The organism is Phaeobacter sp. CECT 5382 (genome assembly GCF_001457775.1).
Taxonomy (GTDB): Bacteria; Pseudomonadota; Alphaproteobacteria; order Rhodobacterales; family Rhodobacteraceae; genus Pseudophaeobacter.
In genome coordinates this window covers 101303-121637 of record NZ_CYSG01000011.1, presented here as the reverse complement: position 1 = coordinate 121637, position 20335 = coordinate 101303, and the positions used below count along the sequence as shown (strand labels likewise).

General features: G+C 57.3%; 16 protein-coding genes and 1 tRNA gene. 6 read left to right on the top strand and 11 right to left on the bottom strand.

The window, feature by feature from the left end:
* Window positions 1-130: 130 nt before the first annotated feature.
* From glp to PH5382_RS13105, 6 genes are read right to left on the bottom strand one after another with little or no spacing between them, the layout of a single operon-like run.
* Window positions 131-1303 (bottom strand): molybdopterin molybdotransferase MoeA, encoded by a 1173-nt coding sequence (gene glp / locus PH5382_RS13130; RefSeq protein ID WP_058334848.1) that lies wholly within the window; start codon window positions 1301-1303, stop codon window positions 131-133.
* Window positions 1304-1774 carry a cyclic pyranopterin monophosphate synthase MoaC gene (gene moaC / locus PH5382_RS13125; RefSeq protein ID WP_058334847.1) on the bottom strand — a complete coding sequence of 157 codons (471 nt, stop codon included), beginning with the start codon at window positions 1772-1774 and terminating at the stop codon, window positions 1304-1306.
* Window positions 1774-2586 carry an indole-3-glycerol phosphate synthase TrpC gene (gene trpC / locus PH5382_RS13120; protein WP_058334846.1) on the bottom strand — a complete coding sequence of 271 codons (813 nt, stop codon included), beginning with the start codon at window positions 2584-2586 and terminating at the stop codon, window positions 1774-1776. The genes moaC and trpC overlap by 1 nt, the downstream gene beginning before the upstream one ends.
* A gap of 16 nt (window positions 2587-2602) precedes the next feature.
* The gene (locus PH5382_RS13115; RefSeq protein ID WP_082645662.1) at window positions 2603-3289 is read right to left on the bottom strand and encodes a uracil-DNA glycosylase; all 687 of its coding nucleotides are present in this window, start codon (window positions 3287-3289) and stop codon (window positions 2603-2605) included.
* Complete coding sequence (trpD, locus tag PH5382_RS13110) at window positions 3289-4311, bottom strand: anthranilate phosphoribosyltransferase (RefSeq protein ID WP_058334845.1); 1023 nt, start codon at window positions 4309-4311, stop codon at window positions 3289-3291. The genes PH5382_RS13115 and trpD overlap by 1 nt, the downstream gene beginning before the upstream one ends.
* On the bottom strand, window positions 4308-4889 hold the full coding sequence (locus PH5382_RS13105) for an anthranilate synthase component II (RefSeq protein ID WP_058334844.1): 582 nt from the start codon (window positions 4887-4889) through the stop codon (window positions 4308-4310). The genes trpD and PH5382_RS13105 overlap by 4 nt, the downstream gene beginning before the upstream one ends.
* 218 nt (window positions 4890-5107) lie before the next feature.
* Here PH5382_RS13105 and PH5382_RS13100 point away from each other — a divergent pair, with 218 nt between their 5' ends.
* A complete protein-coding gene (locus tag PH5382_RS13100; protein ID WP_231751873.1) occupies window positions 5108-6751 on the top strand; it encodes a divergent polysaccharide deacetylase family protein in 1644 nt (547 codons plus the stop codon).
* A 154-nt stretch (window positions 6752-6905) separates the two neighbouring features.
* Here the strand turns inward: PH5382_RS13100 and trpE are convergent, their stop codons facing one another.
* From trpE to fabI, 5 genes are all read right to left on the bottom strand, one after another.
* On the bottom strand, window positions 6906-8417 hold the full coding sequence (gene trpE, locus PH5382_RS13095) for an anthranilate synthase component I (RefSeq protein WP_058334842.1): 1512 nt from the start codon (window positions 8415-8417) through the stop codon (window positions 6906-6908).
* Window positions 8418-8432: 15 nt separating this feature from the next.
* Complete coding sequence (locus PH5382_RS13090; RefSeq protein WP_058334841.1) at window positions 8433-10274, bottom strand: peptidylprolyl isomerase; 1842 nt, start codon at window positions 10272-10274, stop codon at window positions 8433-8435.
* Window positions 10275-10520: 246 nt separating this feature from the next.
* Window positions 10521-11696 carry an aminotransferase gene (locus PH5382_RS13085; RefSeq protein ID WP_058334840.1) on the bottom strand — a complete coding sequence of 392 codons (1176 nt, stop codon included), beginning with the start codon at window positions 11694-11696 and terminating at the stop codon, window positions 10521-10523.
* 167 nt (window positions 11697-11863) lie between these two features.
* Window positions 11864-12367, bottom strand: coding sequence for a xanthine phosphoribosyltransferase (gene gpt / locus PH5382_RS13080; RefSeq protein WP_058334839.1), 504 nt, complete (start codon window positions 12365-12367; stop codon window positions 11864-11866).
* Window positions 12368-12585: 218 nt separating this feature from the next.
* Window positions 12586-13389 (bottom strand): enoyl-ACP reductase FabI, encoded by an 804-nt coding sequence (gene fabI / locus PH5382_RS13075; RefSeq protein ID WP_058334838.1) that lies wholly within the window; start codon window positions 13387-13389, stop codon window positions 12586-12588.
* A gap of 152 nt (window positions 13390-13541) precedes the next feature.
* Here fabI and pdxH point away from each other — a divergent pair, with 152 nt between their 5' ends.
* The 5 genes from pdxH to PH5382_RS13050 all read left to right on the top strand — a co-directional run bounded on the left by pdxH (window position 13542) and on the right by PH5382_RS13050 (window position 20230).
* Window positions 13542-14147 carry a pyridoxamine 5'-phosphate oxidase gene (pdxH, locus tag PH5382_RS13070; protein WP_058334837.1) on the top strand — a complete coding sequence of 202 codons (606 nt, stop codon included), beginning with the start codon at window positions 13542-13544 and terminating at the stop codon, window positions 14145-14147.
* Between the two features lie 119 nt (window positions 14148-14266).
* Window positions 14267-14806, top strand: a complete 540-nt coding sequence (locus PH5382_RS13065; RefSeq protein ID WP_058334836.1) for a cold-shock protein — start codon at window positions 14267-14269, stop codon at window positions 14804-14806.
* Between the two features lie 7 nt (window positions 14807-14813).
* Window positions 14814-15302: a DUF192 domain-containing protein gene (locus tag PH5382_RS13060; RefSeq protein WP_082645661.1), complete on the top strand. Its 489-nt coding sequence runs from the start codon at window positions 14814-14816 to the stop codon at window positions 15300-15302.
* A gap of 44 nt (window positions 15303-15346) precedes the next feature.
* A tRNA-Pro gene (locus PH5382_RS13055) sits at window positions 15347-15423 on the top strand.
* A 1150-nt stretch (window positions 15424-16573) separates the two neighbouring features.
* Entirely contained in the window at window positions 16574-20230 is a 3657-nt protein-coding gene (locus PH5382_RS13050; protein WP_058334834.1) for a vitamin B12-dependent ribonucleotide reductase, read from the top strand.
* Window positions 20231-20335 lie beyond the last annotated feature (105 nt).

Below are 20335 nucleotides of genomic sequence, written 5' to 3'. Positions count from 1 at the left end.
TAGAATTTTCTTTTGTTCTACTCATGTTCTCGTTTTGTGTCAACGCCTCTGCGCAGCGGAGGAGGTCTTTTGCGAAGGTTTTAAGTTTTCCAACCGTCTTCGGATGGACAAGAAAAGAGGTTCAGGAATGCTAAATCGCAATGTAGCTCATCATATCACCCGCCGCCCGTTCTGGGTCATTTGGGGCGCGCAGCATCAGCGCATTTGCATCTGAAAGAACGGTCAGAAGAGAGCTGTCCTGATTGGAAAACGCGGTGATTTCCCCTGCTGAAACCGCGGCGCGCATGTAATGCGCACGCGGGCCATTTGCCGGTAGCGGTTTGGCCAGACGGGCCGACTGGAAGCGATCAACCTCCTGGTCGAACCCCAGCAGTCGACGCAGGACCGGTTGCAAGAAGACATGACCGCAAGCCATTGCAGATACAGGGTTTCCAGGCAAACCGATCATGGCCATCTGATTCAGCCTGCCGGCCATCAAGGGTTTGCCCGGACGCATGGCCACTTTGTAAAAGGCGCGCTGCATCCCGAGATCCGCTGCGACTTTGCCGACCAGATCGTGATCGCCCACCGAAGCACCGCCAATCGTGACGACCAGATCGGCGCCGCGCGCCAGTGAAAAGGCCGTGCGCAGTGCAGGTTCGTTATCCCGGGCTATTGGCAGGATACGGGCTGCGGCGCCGAACTCTTCGAGCATCGCCTTCAGGCCAAATGTATTGGAGGCGATAATCTGGTCCGGACCAGGCGTGCCGCCGGGCATGACCAGCTCATCTCCGGTGGAAATCAGCGCCACAATGGGGCGACGGCGTACCGGAACCTCGGGGATGTTCATCGCGGCCAGCAGTGCGATGTCGGCAGGGCGCAGACGCCGCGGCGCCGTCATTCGCTGACCGTCCGTGAAATCACCACCGCAGGGCCGGATATTGCTGGAGGTGCCAGGATCATCCGTGATGGTGATCAGATTGTTGCGGCGGCTGACGTTTTCCTGAATGACGACAAAATCGGCCCCTTCGGGCACCGGAGCACCTGTGAAAATGCGCACAGCCTGGCCTGCTTCGATCTTGCCAGAAAAGCTATGACCGGCTGCGGCTTCGCCAATGACTTGGAACATCGCATGCATTTCGACTTCGTCGGCCTTCACCGCATAGCCATCCATGGCGGATGCAGAAAACGGTGGCTGATCTCGGCGGGCACAGACATCCTCGGCCAAGACACGGCCAGAGGCCTGCGCCAAAGGAACCTGTTCCATATCAAGCGGGGAAACGAGATCAAGAAGATGGGTGCGCGCGGCCTCTACTGAAATCATCTATGCCTCGTATCGCCCTGATTTTCCGCCATCCTTCAAGACAACACGGATGCCACCGATCTGCATCGCCTTGTCGACAGCCTTGGCCATGTCATAGACAGTGAGTGCGGCAGTCGACGCGGCAGTCAGGGCTTCCATCTCGACGCCGGTTTGGCCTGTGGTCTTGACTGTGGCTTCGATCCGAACGCCGGGCAGGTCGGGATCCAGCGCCAGTTCAACGGCAACCTTGGTGATTGGCAGGGGGTGGCACAGCGGGATCAGGGTCGCCGTCTGCTTGGCACCCATGATGCCGGCTAGGCGGGCAACGCTCAGCACATCGCCCTTTTTGGCCTTGCCTTGTGATATGATTTCATAGGTTTGTGGCGCCATCGTGATGTGGCCTTCGGCAACCGCCACCCGGGAGGTGAACTCCTTGTCGGAGACGTCGACCATATGGGCATCGCCCTTGGTATCAAAATGGGTCAGGGACATCACAGCGCTCCGGGAATGAGGGGATTGGCCAAAATATGGCGAGTGGCGGAGGCGACATCATCCTGGCGCATCAGGGATTCACCGATGAGAAAGCTGCGCGCGCCATAGCGCGCCATATCGGAAAGATCCTGGGGGGTAGAAAGGCCACTTTCGCAGACAATTGTGCGTCCTGCGGGCACCAGACGAGACAAATGGCGCGTCGTTTCCAGCGTGGTCTCAAAGGTTTTGAGGTTGCGGTTGTTGATCCCCATCAAGGAGGAATTCAACGCCGAGGCGCGCTCCAACTCTTCCTCGTCGTGAACCTCGAGCAAAACGTCCATACCCCAGCCCACGGCGCAGTCCTCCAGTTCTGCCGCCTGACTGTCGGTAACCGAAGCCAGAATGATTAGAATACAGTCGGCCCCTAAGGCGCGGGCCTCGGCTACCTGATAGGTGTCATACATGAAATCCTTGCGCAGCGCGGGGAGCTTACAGGCGGCGCGCGCTGCGACCAAAAAGGATTTATCGCCCTGAAAACTGGGCGTATCGGTCAGCACCGAAAGGCAGGCGGCACCGCCTTGCTCATAGGCCTGAGCCAGAGCGGCGGGGTCAAAATCTTCGCGGATCAAACCTTTGGAGGGGCTGGCTTTCTTGATTTCGGCGATCAGCCCGTACCCTTCGCGGGAGGCACTGGTCAGAGCGGCGGCAAAGCCGCGCGTCGGTGACGCATCACGGGCTTCGGCCTCGACCTCGGAAAGTGGCTTGGCAGCCTTGTCGGCGGCCACTTCTTCCAGCTTATAGGCTTTGATCCTATCCAGCACGTTTTCAGCCATCTCCAAGCTCTCCAGTCTATTGTGTCCAGTTTATCGGCTCTTCGCCACGGGCGGTAAGCCAGGTGTTGATGGCCGAAAAGGGCCGGGATCCAAAAAAACCGCGACGCGCCGAAAGCGGCGAGGGATGGGCGGTTTTCAAGATCAGGTGATCGCCCGTATTGATGAATTTTTCAAGCCTTTGCGCCTGTTTTCCCCACAAAACAAAGGCAGTGGGCCGCGCAGAAACCCGCATCAGAATCTGTTCCGCCAAAACCTGCCATCCAAGATCTTTGTGACCGTTGGCGTCACCGGCAGGAACGGACAGGGCGGTATTCAGCAGCAAAACACCCTGACGCGCCCAGTGGCGCAGGTCACCATTGGCAGGTGTCTCGCCAATGTCTTCTTGTAACTCTTTGAATATGTTCGAAAGAGATCGGGGAAGGGGATGAACGTCAGGTGCCACAGAAAAGGCGAGCCCATGGGCGTGCCCCGGTGTCGGGTAGGGATCCTGGCCTAGAACCACGACGCGCGTCTGATAGGCGGGCGTAAGATCAAGGGCGGCAAAACGCTGTGCGTCTGGCGGCAGAACTGACCGGCGGTCTGTCTTTAAGGCCTTCGCAATTCGAGGCCAGTCCGTTTCGAAGAACGCAAGGTCTGCCCAGTCACCACCTGGCCAGTCGCCAGTTTTTGGCATGTCCTGAGGCAGATCTTCTGTCAGAGACATCAGGCTGCGGCCGAGGTGATTTTGACCAATGCGTCCAGCTTTGATTTTGCCGCACCGGAATCGATGCTTTCGCGCGCTCTTTCAACACCTTCTCGCAGAGATTCAACGGAGTTGGCCACCACCAGTGCTGCCGCTGTATTCAGCAAAACGGCATCCCGGTAGGCTGAGGCCTTGCCGTCCAGAAGGGCGCGGAAGGCATTTGCATTGTCTTGTGGGCTGCCACCGACAATGGCCTCAAAAGGGTGCACTGGCAGGCCCGCGTCTTCGGGATGCAGCTCGACATCGCGGATGGATCCGTCTTCTTCCAGCGCAGAGACCCAGCTGATGCCGGTGATGGTCAACTCGTCGGTGCCGTCTGAGCCATGCACTAACCAGGCCCGTTCCGAACCAAGCTGGCCAAGGGTCTCGGCCATGGGGCGGATCAGCTCGCGGCTAAAGGCACCGGTGAGTTGTCTTTTGACACCGGCAGGATTTGTCAATGGTCCCAAAATGTTAAAGATGGTTCTTGTGCCCAGCTCCTGGCGGGTCGGCATCACATGGGCCGTTGCCGGGTGGTGCATAGGGGCCATCATGAAACCAATGCCACAGGTATTGATCGCCCGTTCCACCACATCGGGTGTGACCATGACATTGATGCCCATCTGGCTTTGTACATCGGCGGTACCCGAGGGCGGCGACAGATTTCGGGTGGCGGGTTTTGGCACAAAAAAACCCCCCCCCGCCGCTACGAATGCCGTGGCCGTCGAGATATTCAGCGTGTGTTTGCCATCGCCGCCCGTGCCGACAATATCCATCGCCCCGGCAGGCGCTTTCACCGGATTACATTTCGCCCGCATCACCGAAGCGGCAGCGGCATATTCATCCACTGTTTCACCGCGCGTGCGCAGCGCCATCAGCAAGCCGCCGATTTGGCTGGGTGTCGCTTCGCCTTCAAAGAGCAGCGTAAAGGCTTGTTCTGCCTCGCTTCTGCTCAGAGGGCGGTCGGCAGCGGCCCCAATCAGGGGCTTTATCAGGTCGCTCATGCGGGCACCTTCATGACATCGAGAAAATTCTGCAACAAGGCGTGACCGTGTTGTGACGCGATGGATTCTGGGTGGAACTGCACCCCATGAATAGGTAGCTCGCGATGCTGCAATCCCATAATGGTGCCATCTTCCAGCTCGGCGGTGATTTCAAGACAGTCGGGCAGAGTCTCCCGGTCAACAACCAAGGAGTGATAGCGGGTCGCTTCAAAGGGGCTCGGCAGGCCGGCAAACAGGCCTTTGTTCTTGTGATGCATCAAACCCATCTTGCCGTGCACGATCTCATGACAGCGGGTGACCTTGCCCCCAAAGGCTTGACCGATAGTCTGATGGCCAAGGCAGACCCCCATCAGCGGCGTGCCGGTTTCGGCGGCAGCCTGCGTCAGCGCCAGGCAAATGCCAGCTTGATCCGGGTCTTTTGGGCCCGGTGACAACAGGATCCCTTTGGGGTTCAGGGCCATGGCTTCCTGGACATTCAGCGCGTCATTGCGGTGAACTTCCATCTCGGCGCCGAGCTCACCCAGGTAATGTACCAGGTTGTAGGTAAAGGAGTCGTAGTTGTCGATTAACAGCAGCATCTTGGCGGGCTCTTTTATGGGTGGCGGGCCGGGGGCGCGCCGCAGTATAGTGGTTGGACTATACATGTTCAGGCTTGCAGGGCAGCGTCAAGGGCAGGACGTTCATTTGGCGCACAGCAAACACTCTGACGGACAGGATTGAAGCGCAGAACAGGGGCCCGGGGCCATGACTGCTGCTTTTGGCAAATAAGCGACCCGACAACAGGGTCGGACCAGGGATGAGAGGCAAGACCGCGATGAAAGGGTTTCTCGGAGGTGTCAGTATCGGCACGCTTGTGGCAGTTTCCGGTGCTGCGATGTGGTCGCTTTCGACGCCGATGCCCACACGGGTAGAGGTGGCGACCAAGACACCCGATCGGGCGGTACAACCCGAAACCTCCGAGACGCCCCCCTCGGTAGAGGGGCAGACCCGCGACGCCGATCTCGTAGAGGCCGCACCGGTCTCCCCGGAAACAACACCGGGCGAGGATCCGAGCCCAATCGCTTCTGTTGATACGGAGCCGGGGCAAAAGCCTCTGGTCGGGGTGGCCACAGGTGTATCGCAGGGCGATATTTCATCGGGCGCCAGTGTCAAAACCTTGCCTTCTGGTGCTGGCCAGTCTCCGTCTGTGGCAGCAAGTGCTGTGGCTCCACAGCAGCCCGGGGGTGAAAGTGACCTTGAGGTATCCACCCAGACTGCAGCCCTTCCTGAACGAGAACCCGAACCGGTATTGGAAACGGATCAGGCCGTTGTCGACCCGGATGCGGCTGGAGCCGGTCAGACCGACGCTGGTATTTCTGGGAGCCCTTCGGTGGTGGCGACGGTCACGTTGCCAGGGATTGGCGATGCGCCCTCTGCGACGACTCTGCCAACGATCGTGATTTCTCCGTCGGCGCGCAACGTTCCGGATGTACAGGCCAGAGAGACGGACAATGCGTCGGGTTCTGAGCCTGCCGCCCCAGCTGGTGACGTACCCGTTTCTGCTGCGCCAGCCCAGGAGGACAGTACCGATGCGGGCGAAGATGCCGATGCTCCCTCTCGTGAGACAGGCGTGGCGTTACCAACGACCGACAGCGAAACCAGGTCCAGTGGCCCGCAGATTGGGACAAGGGTTGTCCCGTTGACGGAGCGCGATAGAACCGCCGAAGCCGAGGTTCCTACACCACCCGGCGACGCCACCGCTGAGGGAGCAGCAGATGCTCTGCGGACACCGTTTGAGGCCAATGCGCAGCCCTATAAGGCCCAGGACAGCCGCCCATTGATGTCGATTGTCCTGATTGATGATGCGGATGCGATCGGCGCCGAGGCGCTGGCGGAATTTCCCTATCCGCTCACCTTTGCAATCGACCCGAATGATCCAAAAGCGGCGGAAAAAATGACGGCACGCCGGGCCGCAGGGTTCGAAGTGTTGATTCTGGCTGATCTGCCGCGAGAGGCTGCTCCGCAGGATGCGGAAACCGCCATGGCAGTCTGGCTCAAAAACCTGCCGCTAGCTGTTGGTGTGCTCGAAGGGGTCGAGACAGGCTTTCAGGGGAACCGTCCACTTGCAGATCAGATGGTCGTCGCCATCGAGGGGGCAGGCCTTGGCATGGTGATGCAGAATAGTGGATTGAACACCGTGCAAAAGCTGGCTTTGCGCGATGGTCTGGCCTCTGGCGTGGTGTTTCGAGACTTTGACGGGGCGGGGCAAAACCCGCGTGCGATCCGCCGGTTCCTGGATCAGGCCGCGTTTCGCGCCCGCCAAGAAGGCGCTGTGATCATGCTCGGGCGGCTGCGCCCCGAAACCATTTCAGCACTTTTGCTCTGGGGGCTTCAGGATCGGGCCAGCCAGGTTGGACTGGCACCAGTTTCGGCTGGATTGCTTGCCAATCTGGAGCCGTGATTTCTATGCGCTCCAGTTGAAGCGGGACGCACAATCTACTGCAACGGCGGCTGCAAGGGTGGCGGTGTGATCCATCCAAAAAAAGAAGGGGCCCCCAATACTGGAGGTCCCTTTTTCTGTGTCCGATTCTGTGTCCGAAAGTCAGTTCAAAAGGTCAACTATTACCCTTGCCGACAAACCGCGCAGCATCCGCCGCAGCGCGGCGGATGGCATTGGATTTGTGAACCGTCTCCATATATTCCGCCTCGGGGTCACTGTCATAGACAACGCCGCCCCCGGCCTGCACATAAAGCGTCTGATCCTTGACGATAGCAGTGCGCAGGGCGATGCACATATCCATGTCGCCCCCGGCTGAGAAATAGCCGACACCGCCGCCGTAGACGCCACGCTTTTCCGGCTCAAGCTCGTCAATGATTTCCATCGCCCGCACTTTGGGGGCACCAGAAACGGTGCCCGCAGGCATGCCGGCAAAGAAGGCATCCAGTGCGTCTTTGTCCTCGCGCAGCTCACCGACCACGTTCGACACGATATGCATCACATGACTGTAGCGTTCGATGATGAACTGTTCCGTTGGTCGCACCGTGCCGATCTTGGCGACGCGACCTGTGTCATTGCGCCCGAGATCCAGCAGCATCAGATGTTCTGCCAGTTCCTTCTTGTCGGCGAGAAGATCCAGCTCGTTTGCCTTGTCTTCTTCGGGCGTCTCCCCCCGTGGACGGGTGCCTGCGATGGGGCGGATGGTGACCTCATTGCCAAAGACCCGAACCAGAATTTCCGGGCTGGCACCGATGACCTGAAAGCCACCGAAGTTGAAATAGAACATAAAGGGCGAAGGGTTGGTACGCCGAAGCGAGCGATAAAGCGCAAAAGGCGGCAGCGGAAACTCCTGGCTCCAGCGCTGTGCTGGGACCACCTGAAAGATATCGCCGGCGCGGATGTAGTCCTTGGCCTTTTCCACCGCGGCCATATAGCCCGCTTTGGTGAAATTCGATACAGGGGGGGCTACTTCGCGGGCGTCGCCCAGATCGCGCGCCTCGCCGGGCATGGCGCGCTCCAGATCGCGCACCGCATCCATCACCCGCTCGGCGGCCTGCGCATAGGCGGCGCGGGCGGTCTGACCATCGCTGACCCAGGCCGGTGACACCACGGCGACTTCGCCCTTGACGCCATCCAGAACCGCAATCACCGAAGGACGCATCATGATGGCATCGGGCAGGCCGAGCGGATCGGGATTTACGTCAGGCAGGTGTTCCACATGGCGCACCATATCATAGCCCAGATAGCCAAACAGACCGGCAGCGGCCTGCGGCAGATCATCCGGCAGATCAATCTTGCTTTCGGCCAGCAGGCTACGCAGATTGTCCAGCGGATTGCCATCCTGGGGTGTGAAATCCTCGCTGTCGAACCGGGCAGACCGGTTCAGCGCCGAAGCCTCCCCGTGACTGCGCCAGACCAGGTCGGGCTTCATGCCGATGATGGAATAGCGCCCGCGCACCTCACCGCCGGTTACCGATTCCAGCATAAAGGCGTCCTTTTGGGCGCCAGTAAGTTTCAGCATAAGGGACACTGGTGTGTCGAGATCGGCGGCAAGCCGAGTATAGACAACCTGGTTTTCACCGGCCTCATAGGCCTGGGCGAAACTGTCGAAATCTGGGGTCAAAGCCATGGTTTTGCGCAGCCCTTACTGATAGTTGGCCTGAACGGCATTGAGCGCTTGCTGATCAACGCGTGGAGCGGCCCGCAGCTGCGCGTCACTGACAAATGCCTCGAAAAGCGCCTCGGAGAGCGCCTGATCCAACTGCGCGTCCAGAGCTTCTGCCAAAAGCGTCATCTCTTCGTTTTCTTCGGCTGGCAGGATGTCTTCCAGGCGCACAATCACAGTGGATCCTTCGCCTGTGATCAGCTGCGTTGCACCAGGCTCCATGGTGAAAATCTGGTTCATCATATCCGCCGGGGTGGTATCGAGATAGGCGGTACGGGTGAGACCGGTCTCTTGTTTAACCTCAGATCCTTCGGGGAAGGCACCGTTTGTCGTGACCTCAGCCAAAATGGCTTCGGCCTGGGTTTTCACAGCAGTGGCCAGACGGTCGGCATTCCAGGCATCCAGAACGCTTTGCTTTGCGGCTTCAAAGGGTTCGGGGCGCTCGGGCAGGATCTCGTCCAGGCGCAGGGCAAAGAGGCTGCCATCACCAAGGAACTCTGCCGTTGGGAAATCTTCCAGTGTGACGGTGCTGGCGGCGGTGCGAAAGCCTTCGTAGGCGGAGATACCGTCACCGGCCTCACCCGTCCAGTCGAGTGTCCCGACCTGCATGTCACCTTCGTCAGCCAATTCTTCCAGGGTGGCGCCACCGGCCAGCAGGTCGTTGATCTCTTCGGATTCTTGTTCGATCACGCGGCGTGCGCGGTCGGCGGCGATCTCATCGCGCAGCTCTGTTTTGGCATCGTCATAGCTGGTTTCACGGGCCTCAAGTTGGCCGTTCACCCGGTAAAGGGCTGCCCCCAGATCCGAAGGCAGAGGGCCGACGACGGTACCAATTTCGGCTGCGAACACGGCATCGGCTGCCGTTCCCAGATCACCCATTGTGACATCGCCCATATCGATATCCTGCAGGGCCAGGCCGCGATCCTGTACCAGAACTTCAAAAGTGGTGCCGCCGACATCCAGCTGTGCCTTGGCGCTAGCCGCCGCCTCATCATCGGCAAAGACCAGGCGTTCCACCAGGCGCCGTTCCGGCACCTGATACTGATCACTGCGCTCATCGAACAAAGCACGCAGCGCGTCTTCATCGACCTCGACGCTGTCCAGCAGCATGTCGGGGCTGAGGCGGGCATAGGTAATGCGCTTGGTTTCGGGCAGGGTGAATTGATCGGCGTTTGCGTCGTAAAACCCTTTCAATACCGCATCATCGGGTACCTCTTGTGTTAACGCGAACTGGTCGCCACTGATCTGCACATAGGAGAAACTGCGACGCGCACCGATATAACTGGTCAGGGTTTTGGTCAGAACATCCGGCATTTCAGCACCGACAACGATGGCGCCCTGAACCAGGGTGCGGGCCGATTCACGGCGCAGGTCTGCCTCGAATTCGGTTTCGTTGAAGCCTGCGTTCTGCAGGGCAAATGTGTAGGCCTGGCGGTCAAAATTGCCGCTGGTATCCTGAAACGCTGGGATCTCTCTCAGCTCGTTCAGCAGATTTTCGTCGCCAATGGACAACCCCAGAGTTTTGACCTCGTTGTCGATGGCCGCAAGCGAGATCAGACGCCCCAGAACCGCGCGATCCATGCCAAAGGCTGACATTTGCGCGATTGTCATGGTTTGGCCGCTTTGGGCCTGAAGGGCGCGCTGTTCGCGCTGCAATTCACGCATATAGGCCTCGACGCTGACCTCCTGGTCTCCGACCTGTGCGACCGAGGTGACTGAGCCACTGAAGTTCACCGCGCCAAATCCGGCGAGGCCGACAATCAGCAGGCCCATTAGGATCCAAACAAAGGTTTTGGAAAGTTGTTTTACGCCTGTGGCCATAGTGCCCTCTTTCTGCCGGATCCGGGGGCGCTGCGGGGGTCAGATCCCTGCTGCTGCCCTGCCCAAATGAGTTTCGTTACTTGCATACGCTGCCACCCCAAGAGGAGCAAGATCTCCTGCACCCAAGGGCGATTGTTCCTTAAGGTTCCTGTTGGTTCCCTTGCAGCAGCGGAGAAATAGCAGGCAAAAACCGTTCAACCCTTGCTGCTCCGCTGCCCGCTGGTGAGAGAAAGGTTTGATTGCGGATCAGGGGGTGAAGTTTTCCAACCTGGAAAAGAGTTCCGCAATCCCACCCGCGTCCACATTGGCAAAAGCGATGCGGAATTGCCGTTCTGCGGATTTGTCCCCGTCAGGCATGAACATGGTTCCGGGCAGCATCAGAACGGAGGCCTCGGTGACCAGTCTTTTGGCAATTTCCTCGGCGCTGAGGTCAAAGGGGTGTTCCACATAGGCGAAATAGGCACCACATCCCAAGAGCCGCCAACCGCGTTTTTCGAGCGTTGGAAACCCTGCGAGAATGGCCTGTTTTCGAGCCAGAATTTCGTCCCTTTCACCCGCCAGCCAGGGTTGCAAGTTTTCTATACCCCAAAGAGCGCCGATCTGTCCCAGCTGTGAGGGGCAGATAGTGACTGTATCCAAAAACTTTTCCATTTCGAACAATTTAGTAGGTGCGGCTGCAATGGCGCCGACCCGATGTCCGGTCAGCCGATAGGCCTTCGAAAAGGAGTAAAGATGGACCAGATGGTCGCTCCAGTCCGGGTCCTGAAACAGGGAATGTGGTGCGCCAGTGCGGCTGTCAAAGTCACGGTAGGTCTCATCAACGATCAGAGTGATGCCCTGTTGTTTTGCCAGATCATAAAAGGCCCGGAGCAGGCCTGCGGGGTATTCCACGCCCGTTGGGTTGTTTGGAGTCACCAGGACGATGGCCTTGGTCCGGGGGGTGATAAGAGCCCTGGCAGTGTCCAGATCGGGCAACATATCGCCGTTCACCTGTAGAGGAACTGCACGGACGTCTGCCAGATCAAGCCACATTTTGTGATTGAAATACCAGGGCACCGGGATGATCACTTCGTCGCCTGCGCCGCATAGGGCTGCGATGGTGGCTGCAAAGGCCTGATTGCAGCCCGAGGTGATTCCTATCTGGACTGCTGTCAGTTCCGCTTCATAGTGATCTGACATCTGACGAGCCAGGGACTGGCGCAGATCGTCACGACCCAGAACCGCTCCGTAAAGATGCGCGCTGTCGTCTGAAAGCGCGGCATCGGCCAGGGCCTGACGCAGCCCCAGTGGGGGCGGGTCGGCGGGAGCGGCCTGGCTTACGTTGAGCAGCGGGCGATCCTCGGGAAAGGTCACGCCCTCGACCCAACGGCGGGATTCGACGATGGGGGAAAGAAATGTTGCCTCTGTGTGCGACTTGGTCATGCCCGCTCCTGTTTGCCAGATCGATGTCTCTGGCAGAAGTGGTAGGGCCTTGTTATCAGGATGGCAATCTCTCGCTGTTTTGTGGACCATAGGTTCAAGACGAGGCAAAGAAAAACGCGCCTGTAACAGGCGCGTTGATGGTAGTTCAAGTTGGGCTTGGAGACGGATCAGTCGGTGCCGCGATAGGGTTCAACATATTGCAGAGCCATATCCCATGGGAAGAAGATCCAGGTGTCCTGGCTCACTTCGGTGATGAAGCTGTCTACCATTGGGCGGCCCTTGGGCTTGGCGTAGACGGTGGCAAAATGCGCCTTGGGATACATCTCTCGGACCAACTCCAGGGTTTTGCCGCTATCAACGAGATCGTCGATGATCAGGACGCCTTCGCCATCGCCCATCAGACCCGCATTCGGGGCCTTGATGACTTCGGCATTGCCTTGGTCCTGATGATGGTAGGATTTCACGGAAATGGTATCGACCGTGCGGATGTCCAGTTCGCGGCTGATGATCATCGCGGGGGCCATGCCACCACGGGTGATTGCGACCAATGCCCGCCAGGCGCCATTGTCCGGCCCTTGGCCGTCCAGGCGCCAGGCCAGAGCCCGGCTGTCGCGATGGATCTGGTCCCAGCTGATATGAAACCCTTTTTCATGCGGCAGGCGGTCGGTCATCTTTATGGCTCCGGCGATTTGGGCGTCGGCAGACGCGGAACGAAGGCGGGCAGGGGGCGAAGGTCTGGATATACGCCCGCGGCATTTAGAGAGTTATGTAATGCGTGATGTGCTTGGTTGATATCGTCCTGTTGATATCGTCCTCACACTGCTTGGTAAAAGAAAAACTTGCCCCCGCCGCGCCTGACGCGCGGACAGAGGCCAGCCCCTTAGCGGGGTTACTTGGTGATGTCTGGCGCATCCACGGCCTTCATGCCGACCACGTGATAGCCCGCATCCACGTGCAGGTTTTCGCCCGTGACGCCCGAACTGAGGTCCGACAACAGATAAAGCGCGGATTTGCCGACATCATCTGTGGTCACATTGCGACGCAGGGGCGAGTTGTACTCGTTCCACTTCATGATGTAGCGGAAATCACCAATGCCCGAAGCGGCGAGCGTTTTGATCGGCCCGGCAGAAATCGCATTGACGCGAATGCCATCCTTGCCAAGATCCTCGGCGAGATATTTTACCGAAGCCTCAAGCGCGGCTTTGGCGACACCCATCACATTATAGTGTGGCATCACCTGTTCGGCTCCGTAATAGGTGAGCGTCAGCATCGAGCCACCTTCGTCCATCATTTTTTCCGCGCGTTTGGCAATGGCGGTAAAGGAATAGACGGAAATATCCATTGTCATCTGGAAGTTCGACCGGCTGGTGTCGACATAGCGACCGCGCAGTTCGTTCTTGTCGGAAAAGCCAATGGCATGAACGACAAAATCCAGTTTGCCCCATTTTTCCTCAAGGGCTGCAAACAGCGCATCCATCGAGGCTTCATCCGAAACATCGCAGGGCAAGACAATGTCGCTGCCCAGCTGTGCAGCCAAGGGAGCTACACGTTTTTTCAGAGCATCACCCTGAAAGGAAAAGGCCAGTTCGGCACCTGCATCGGCACAGGCCTTGGCGATCCCCCAAGCGATAGACTTGTCATTGGCCAGGCCCATGATCAGACCGCGCTTGCCGGCCATCAATTGATTAGACATTCAGGTTCTCCGCCTGTGATCCGTGAAGTTAAAGACGTTTAATATGACGGAGCGTTGCCTTCAAGGGGAGAGAATGGCTTCCGTCTCAAGGGGGCCTTGCCGTTCCGAAAAGCCCTGCCTACTGTGCCGGCAAGACAAATGACGAGGTTCCCATGAGTGAGCGGTCTGGAATTTTTGCCGGCAATGATCCCTTCGACATTGCACGGTCATGGCTGGCAGAGGCTGAAACCTCTGAAATCAATGACCCCAATGCGATTGCCCTAGCAACGGTAGACGCGAACGGATTGCCTAACTCCCGCATGGTTTTGCTCAAGGAAATAGAGGCCGAGGCCTTTGTTTTTTATACAAACTATGAAAGCGCCAAGGCACAGGAGCTGGATCAGGCCGGAAAGGCCTCCTTTGTGATGCACTGGAAATCCTTGCGTCGGCAGATTCGGGTGCGCGGCGACATCAGTCGTGAAGAAGGGCCAAAGGCCGACGCTTATTATGCCTCGCGCTCTCTCAAAAGCCGGTTGGGCGCCTGGGCGTCGCAGCAATCTCGTCCACTAGAAAGCCGTGGGGCGCTGATGGCCGAGGTTGCAAAGGTCACAGCCTCCAAGGGGCCGAATCCCCCGCGTCCGCCATTTTGGGGCGGATACCGGATCACCCCGGTTGAAATCGAGTTTTGGGCTGACGGAACCTTCCGACTGCACGACAGGTTCGTCTGGCGTCGTCAGAGCAAACAGGACGATTGGTCGGTATCGAGGTTAAATCCTTAAGCTGTTTTGGTGGAAAATAGCACTTTCCTAACAAATGGGACGATTTTTGCTTGAACTTTAGGGGTAGAATCGCGCATCACGTTATCACGAAAATGAAAAAGACGCAGTGGATGAGATAAGTGGCAGAAGATCTGAGCAGCCTGCAGCAAATCCAAGGCCTGGTTAAATGGTTCGATCCCGCAAAGGGGTATGGTTTTGTTGTGTCCGATCTGGGCGGCCCTGATATTTTGTTGCATATAAATGTATTGCGTAACTTTGGCCAAAGTTCTGTGGCCGATGGCACGCGTATCGAAATTGTAACCCATCAAACAGACCGTGGCGTTCAAGCCGTCGAGATTCTGGACATCGTGCCGCCCGAGCGGGACGAGACTCCGGTCCTGAGCGATTTCACTGATCTCGATCTGACCGAATTGCAATCGCGCCCTCTGGTGCCGGCCCGGGTGAAATGGTTCAACAAGGGTAAGGGCTTTGGCTTTGCCAATGTCTTTGGCCGTGACGAAGACGTCTTTTTGCACGTCGAAGTTCTGCGCCTTTCGGGACTGTCTGATTTGCAACCGGGCGAAGCGCTGGCGATGCGGATCATAGATGGCAAACGCGGCCAGATGGCTGCCGAGGTTCAGGCCTGGGAGGCCGCCCTCGACGAATGTGAACAGGACTGATCCTGCTATGCGGCTGAGAGGGATACTTCTCGCCGCAGCTGTTTTCGGCCTAGTGTTTGGCCTAAGCAATTCCACCCCAGTTTCTGCTGCAGACTGTCGCCCGGATCGGGTAGATCTGCGCGGCGGCTGGGGACAGATTTCCTTCTCCGTAGAAATTGCTGATACTGATGCGCTGCGCGCTCAGGGGTTGATGTTTCGTGAGACCCTGCCGCGCGGTTCCGGTATGCTATTTGTCTACCCCAAGCCTCAGCGCGCTGCGTTCTGGATGAAGAATACGCTGATCCCCCTGGATATTATTTTTCTCAATGAGACCGGTCAGGTAACCCGTGTTCACGAAGGGGCCGTTCCCGGTGATCTGACACCTTTGCCAGGCGGGGATGATGTCTTTGCGGTGCTCGAAATCAACGGCGGTCTGGCGGCTAAATATGGAATTTCGACAGGCAGTCAGATGCGCCACAAAGTTTTTTCAAATAGTGCACCAATTTGGCCTTGTTAGGGGTTTTCAAATCAGTTCACTGGCGTTAGGAACAGCGCACGGTCCGGGGCGTGGCGCAGTCTGGTAGCGCACCTGTTTTGGGTACAGGGGGTCGTGAGTTCGAATCTCGCCGCCCCGACCATTTCAAAGGAACCCAAGTTTCCTTTGATGCTTTCTCGAGAGTGGTAGCCTAGCTACCCTCTCGGGACAGAGCACTCTCTAAACCATCCCCACGACATTCATTGCAGCCAAATTGACAGACTACACTTGCATTCTGGTAGCCGGTTTCTTTCGCCTATCTGCTTTGGGGAAACCAACAGCTATCTGGGTAAACTGCGCAGTAGTCATCACAGAGCGTCCGGTGGGGGAATTTTCCCTTCCAATGCCAAGCACCCGATTCCTTGCCCGGGGTTGCAGATCTCGCGTCAATCAGTGCGGTTTCTTTGGGTTTTCTCCCTGAAAACCGCACAGGCCTACCGGAATTGCACGATTCAGATCTGCTTTGGTCCAGAGACTCGAAGGAAAAGTACTCTGGCAGGCCAAAATGCCGGGAAAATTCGGCTGACTCCTTCAGAATCACCTGGCAGGTCGACTGCTTCGTTTCCATGGGTGCGCTGCTCTGCGGTTAATGCTTTGTTAATCATGTGACGCGAAAGCGCTTCATATGGACTGGTTCAACCTGGTTCTTTTGGACAGACCACTTCGTGTTGCCCCTTTCAAAGCTGTGCACATATGCAACAGTTGGCACGTTTGAAAGTGAGTTGGGGTGGTGCCTGAAATTTTCAAAACCTGCCTATTTTTTTGGCAAAGGCAGCCCCTTTGGATGGGGTGTTTATGAGCTTTCAGTGACAAGCTCCTAAAGATACCATAAAATTTCAGGGTCAAGTGTTTTGTAACTATTCCACCTTGTTCCGGGCCTGGTTGTGGATGAATCATTACCATTCCCCGCAAGCGAGCACCCGCCGAGGCCGTCAACAGAAAAGATCCTCGAAAAGTGGTAAAATTTCCGTTGACCATATAGTGCAGAATACGCCAAATTGTGGGTGCAAGTTGGCGCGCCACTAAATCTTGTATGTGGTTCCGGTGTGGCAACTAGATGAAAACATAAGTTACATCCCCAGAGATGGCCGGCGATGGCCTGAAAATTACTGCCCTTTCGGGCGGCATCCCGGCTGGTTTGTGTTTTTCGGACAGGAGATGGCCGCAGCTGATGCGGCGACAGAATTCATGGCAAAGATGGTGAAATTCGCCTTTTTGCATCCAGAAAACGTGCCAATCAAAAAGGGCAGCGCATGAAAATCGAGCGGAAGTTTACCAAGTCAGGCCAGGACGCCTATTCAAACCTGGATTTCATTTCGGCAACCTCCGAAATCCGCAATCCTGATGGTTCCATCGTCTTCCGTCTCGAAAACATCGAAGTCCCGTCAAGCTGGAGCCAGGTCGCCAGCGACGTCATCGCCCAAAAGTATTTCCGCAAGGCTGGTGTGCCGGAGCGACTGAAGAAAGTCCCCGAGGCAGATGTGCCCGAGTTTTTGTGGCGTTCGGTAGCCGATGGCAAGGATGTCGCGACCGGCGGCGAAACCTCCTCTAAGCAGGTCTTTGACCGTCTTGCTGGTGCCTGGGCCTATTGGGGCTGGAAGGGCGGCTACTTCACTAGTGAAGACGACGCACGCGCCTATTTTGATGAAATGCGCCACATGCTCGCAACGCAGCGCGCGGCGCCAAACAGCCCGCAGTGGTTCAACACTGGCTTGCATTGGGCCTATGGCATCGACGGGCCAGCGCAGGGCCACCACTATGTTGACTACAAGACCGGTAAGCTGACAAAATCCAAAAGCTCATATGAGCACCCACAGCCACATGCTTGCTTCATCCAGTCGGTTTCCGATGATCTGGTCAATGACGGCGGCATCATGGATCTCTGGGTGCGCGAGGCGCGTCTGTTCAAATATGGCTCCGGCACCGGTACCAATTTCTCGCATCTGCGAGGCGAAGGAGAAGCCCTGTCCGGGGGCGGCAAATCTTCTGGCCTGATGGGGTTTTTGAAGATTGGTGATAGGGCCGCAGGCGCGATCAAATCTGGTGGCACCACCCGGCGCGCGGCCAAGATGGTGATCGTTGATGCAGACCACCCCGATATCGAAGACTTCATCCAGTGGAAGGTCATTGAAGAGCAGAAAGTAGCCTCGATCGTGGCTGGCTCCAAAATGCACGAAAAGATGCTGAACGGTATCTTTCAGGCGATCCGGTCCTGGGATGGCGCGGCAGATGATGCCTTTGAGCCCGGCGCCAATCCGGCGCTGAAGCAGGCACTACGCGAAGCCAAAAAGGTCGCAGTGCCGGAAACCTATGTCAAACGCGTGCTGGACTATGCCAAGCAGGGCTACGACAGCATCGAGTTTCCCACCTATGATACGGATTGGGATTCCGAGGCCTACAGCTCTGTCTCGGGCCAGAACTCGAACAATTCGATCCGCGTAACCAATGCCTTTTTGCATGCGGTTGAAAAAGACGCCGACTGGCAGCTGATCAATCGCACCGACGGCAAGGTCTCCAAGACCGTGAAGGCCCGCGATCTGTGGGAAAAGGTCGGCCATGCGGCCTGGGCCTGTGCTGATCCCGGCATTCAGTTCCACGATACCGTGAACGAATGGCATACCTGCCCGAATGACGGTGAGATTCGCGGATCAAACCCCTGTTCTGAATATATGTTCCTGGATGATACGGCCTGTAATCTGGCGTCGTTGAACCTGCTGACCTTCTACAAGAATGGGCAGTTTCAGGCCGAAGACTACATGCATGCTTGCCGTCTGTGGACTGTGACGCTGGAAATTTCCGTCACCATGGCGCAGTTCCCGTCAAAAGAGATCGCGCAGCGGTCGTATGACTTCCGGACCCTTGGACTTGGCTACGCCAATATTGGCGGGTTGCTGATGAATATGGGCCATGGCTATGACAGCGACGAAGGGCGCGCGCTTTGCGGATCGCTCACGGCTTTGATGACTGGCGTTGCCTATGCCACCTCGGCTGAAATGGCATCAGAGCTCGGCGCTTTTGCGGGCTACGCTAAAAATTCCGATGAGATGCTGAAAGTCATCCGCAACCACCGCACAGCCGCCATGGGCAAGGCGACGGGCTATGAGGGGCTTTCGGTGCCGCCAGTGCCGCTGGATATTGCGGGCTGCCCCGATGCGCGACTGGCTGATCTGGCGATGAGCGCCTGGGACGAGGCCTTGGAGCTGGGCGAAAAGCACGGCTATCGCAATGCGCAGACCACTGTTATTGCCCCGACGGGGACTATTGGCCTGGTGATGGACTGCGACACCACCGGGATCGAGCCTGACTTTGCCCTAGTGAAGTTCAAGAAACTGGCCGGGGGCGGCTATTTCAAGATCATCAACCGATCGGTTCCCTCTGCGCTCGAAGGGCTTGGATATAGCTCTTCACAGATCGAGGAAATCGTGTCGCATGCGGTTGGTCACGGGTCCATCGGCAATGCGCCGGCGATCAATCACACCTCGCTGACCGGCCATGGTTTTGGCCCCAATGAGCTGTCCAAGATTGATCAGGCCCTGGAAGCCGCCTTTGATGTCCGCTTTGTTTTCAACCAGTGGACCCTGGGCGAGGATTTCTGCACCGGCGTTCTGGGAATCCCGGCTCCGAAACTGAATGATCCGACCTTTGACTTGCTGCGTCACCTTGGCTTCACCAAGCAAGATATCGATACCGCAAACGACCACGTCTGCGGCACCATGACCCTGGAACAGGCGCCACACCTGAAGGAAGAGCACTATCACATCTTTGATTGTGCCAACCCCTGTGGAAAAAAAGGCCTGCGTTATCTAGGTGTTGAAAGCCATATCCGGATGATGGCAGCGGCGCAGAGCTTCATCTCTGGTGCCATCTCCAAGACCATCAACATGCCCAACGACGCCACCATTGAGGATTGTCAGAAAGCTTACGAGCTGAGCTGGTCGCTGGGTGTCAAAGCCAATGCGCTGTACCGCGATGGTTCCAAGTTGAGCCAGCCGCTGGCGGCCGCACTGGTCGAAGATGACGACGACGCGGCCGAGGTTCTGGAAACAGGTAACCCACAGGAAAAAGCTGTGGTTCTGGCAGAAAAGATCGTCGAGAAAATCGTGATCAAGGAAATTGTGAAATCACATCGTACCAAGATGCCGCACCGCCGCAAGGGGTATACGCAAAAGGCGGTTGTTGGCGGTCACAAGGTCTATCTGCGCACCGGGGAATACGAAGGCGGCTCTTTGGGTGAGATCTTCATCGACATGCACAAAGAGGGCGCCGGTTTCCGCGCCATGATGAACAACTTTGCCATCGCGGTCTCCGTGGGCCTGCAATATGGCGTGCCGCTGGAAGAGTTTGTCGATGCCTTCACCTTTACCAAATTTGAGCCGGCCGGCATGGTGCAGGGCAACGACTCGATCAAAAACGCCACCTCTATTCTGGACTATGTATTCCGCGAATTGGCCGTGAGCTATTTGGATCGCACCGATCTGGCCCATGTCAAACCTGAAGGTCCGGCCTTTGACGACATCGGTCGGGGCGAAGAAGAGGGGGTTTCCAACCTCACAGAGTTGAGCGAAAGTGCGGCAACCCGGTCACTTGAAGTTCTCAAACAGATTTCTTCGACTGGCTATCTGCGCAAGCGCCTGCCACAGGATTTGGTAGTGCTACAAGGCGGGCAATCTGGACTTGGAAGTGATATCAGTGGGTTGGCGGCTGGCGTTGATCCGGTTGCGGATCTGCAGTCTCTGGTTCCGGAAGCCACAGCAAGCCTTGCACCAGCGATGGGCATGGATGCGCGCGTCAAGGCGAAAATGCAGGGCTATGAGGGCGAAGCCTGTGGTGAATGCGGCAATTACACATTGGTTCGCAATGGCACCTGTATGAAATGCAACACCTGTGGGTCAACGTCAGGATGCTCTTGAATTAGCGACAAAGGGGTAGGCAAGGGTCCGTCGAGCGAGAAAAATAATGTGACCCAATTAACTTTGAATACCGTAGTGGTGCTGGGCTTTAGCACCGCTGCGGTA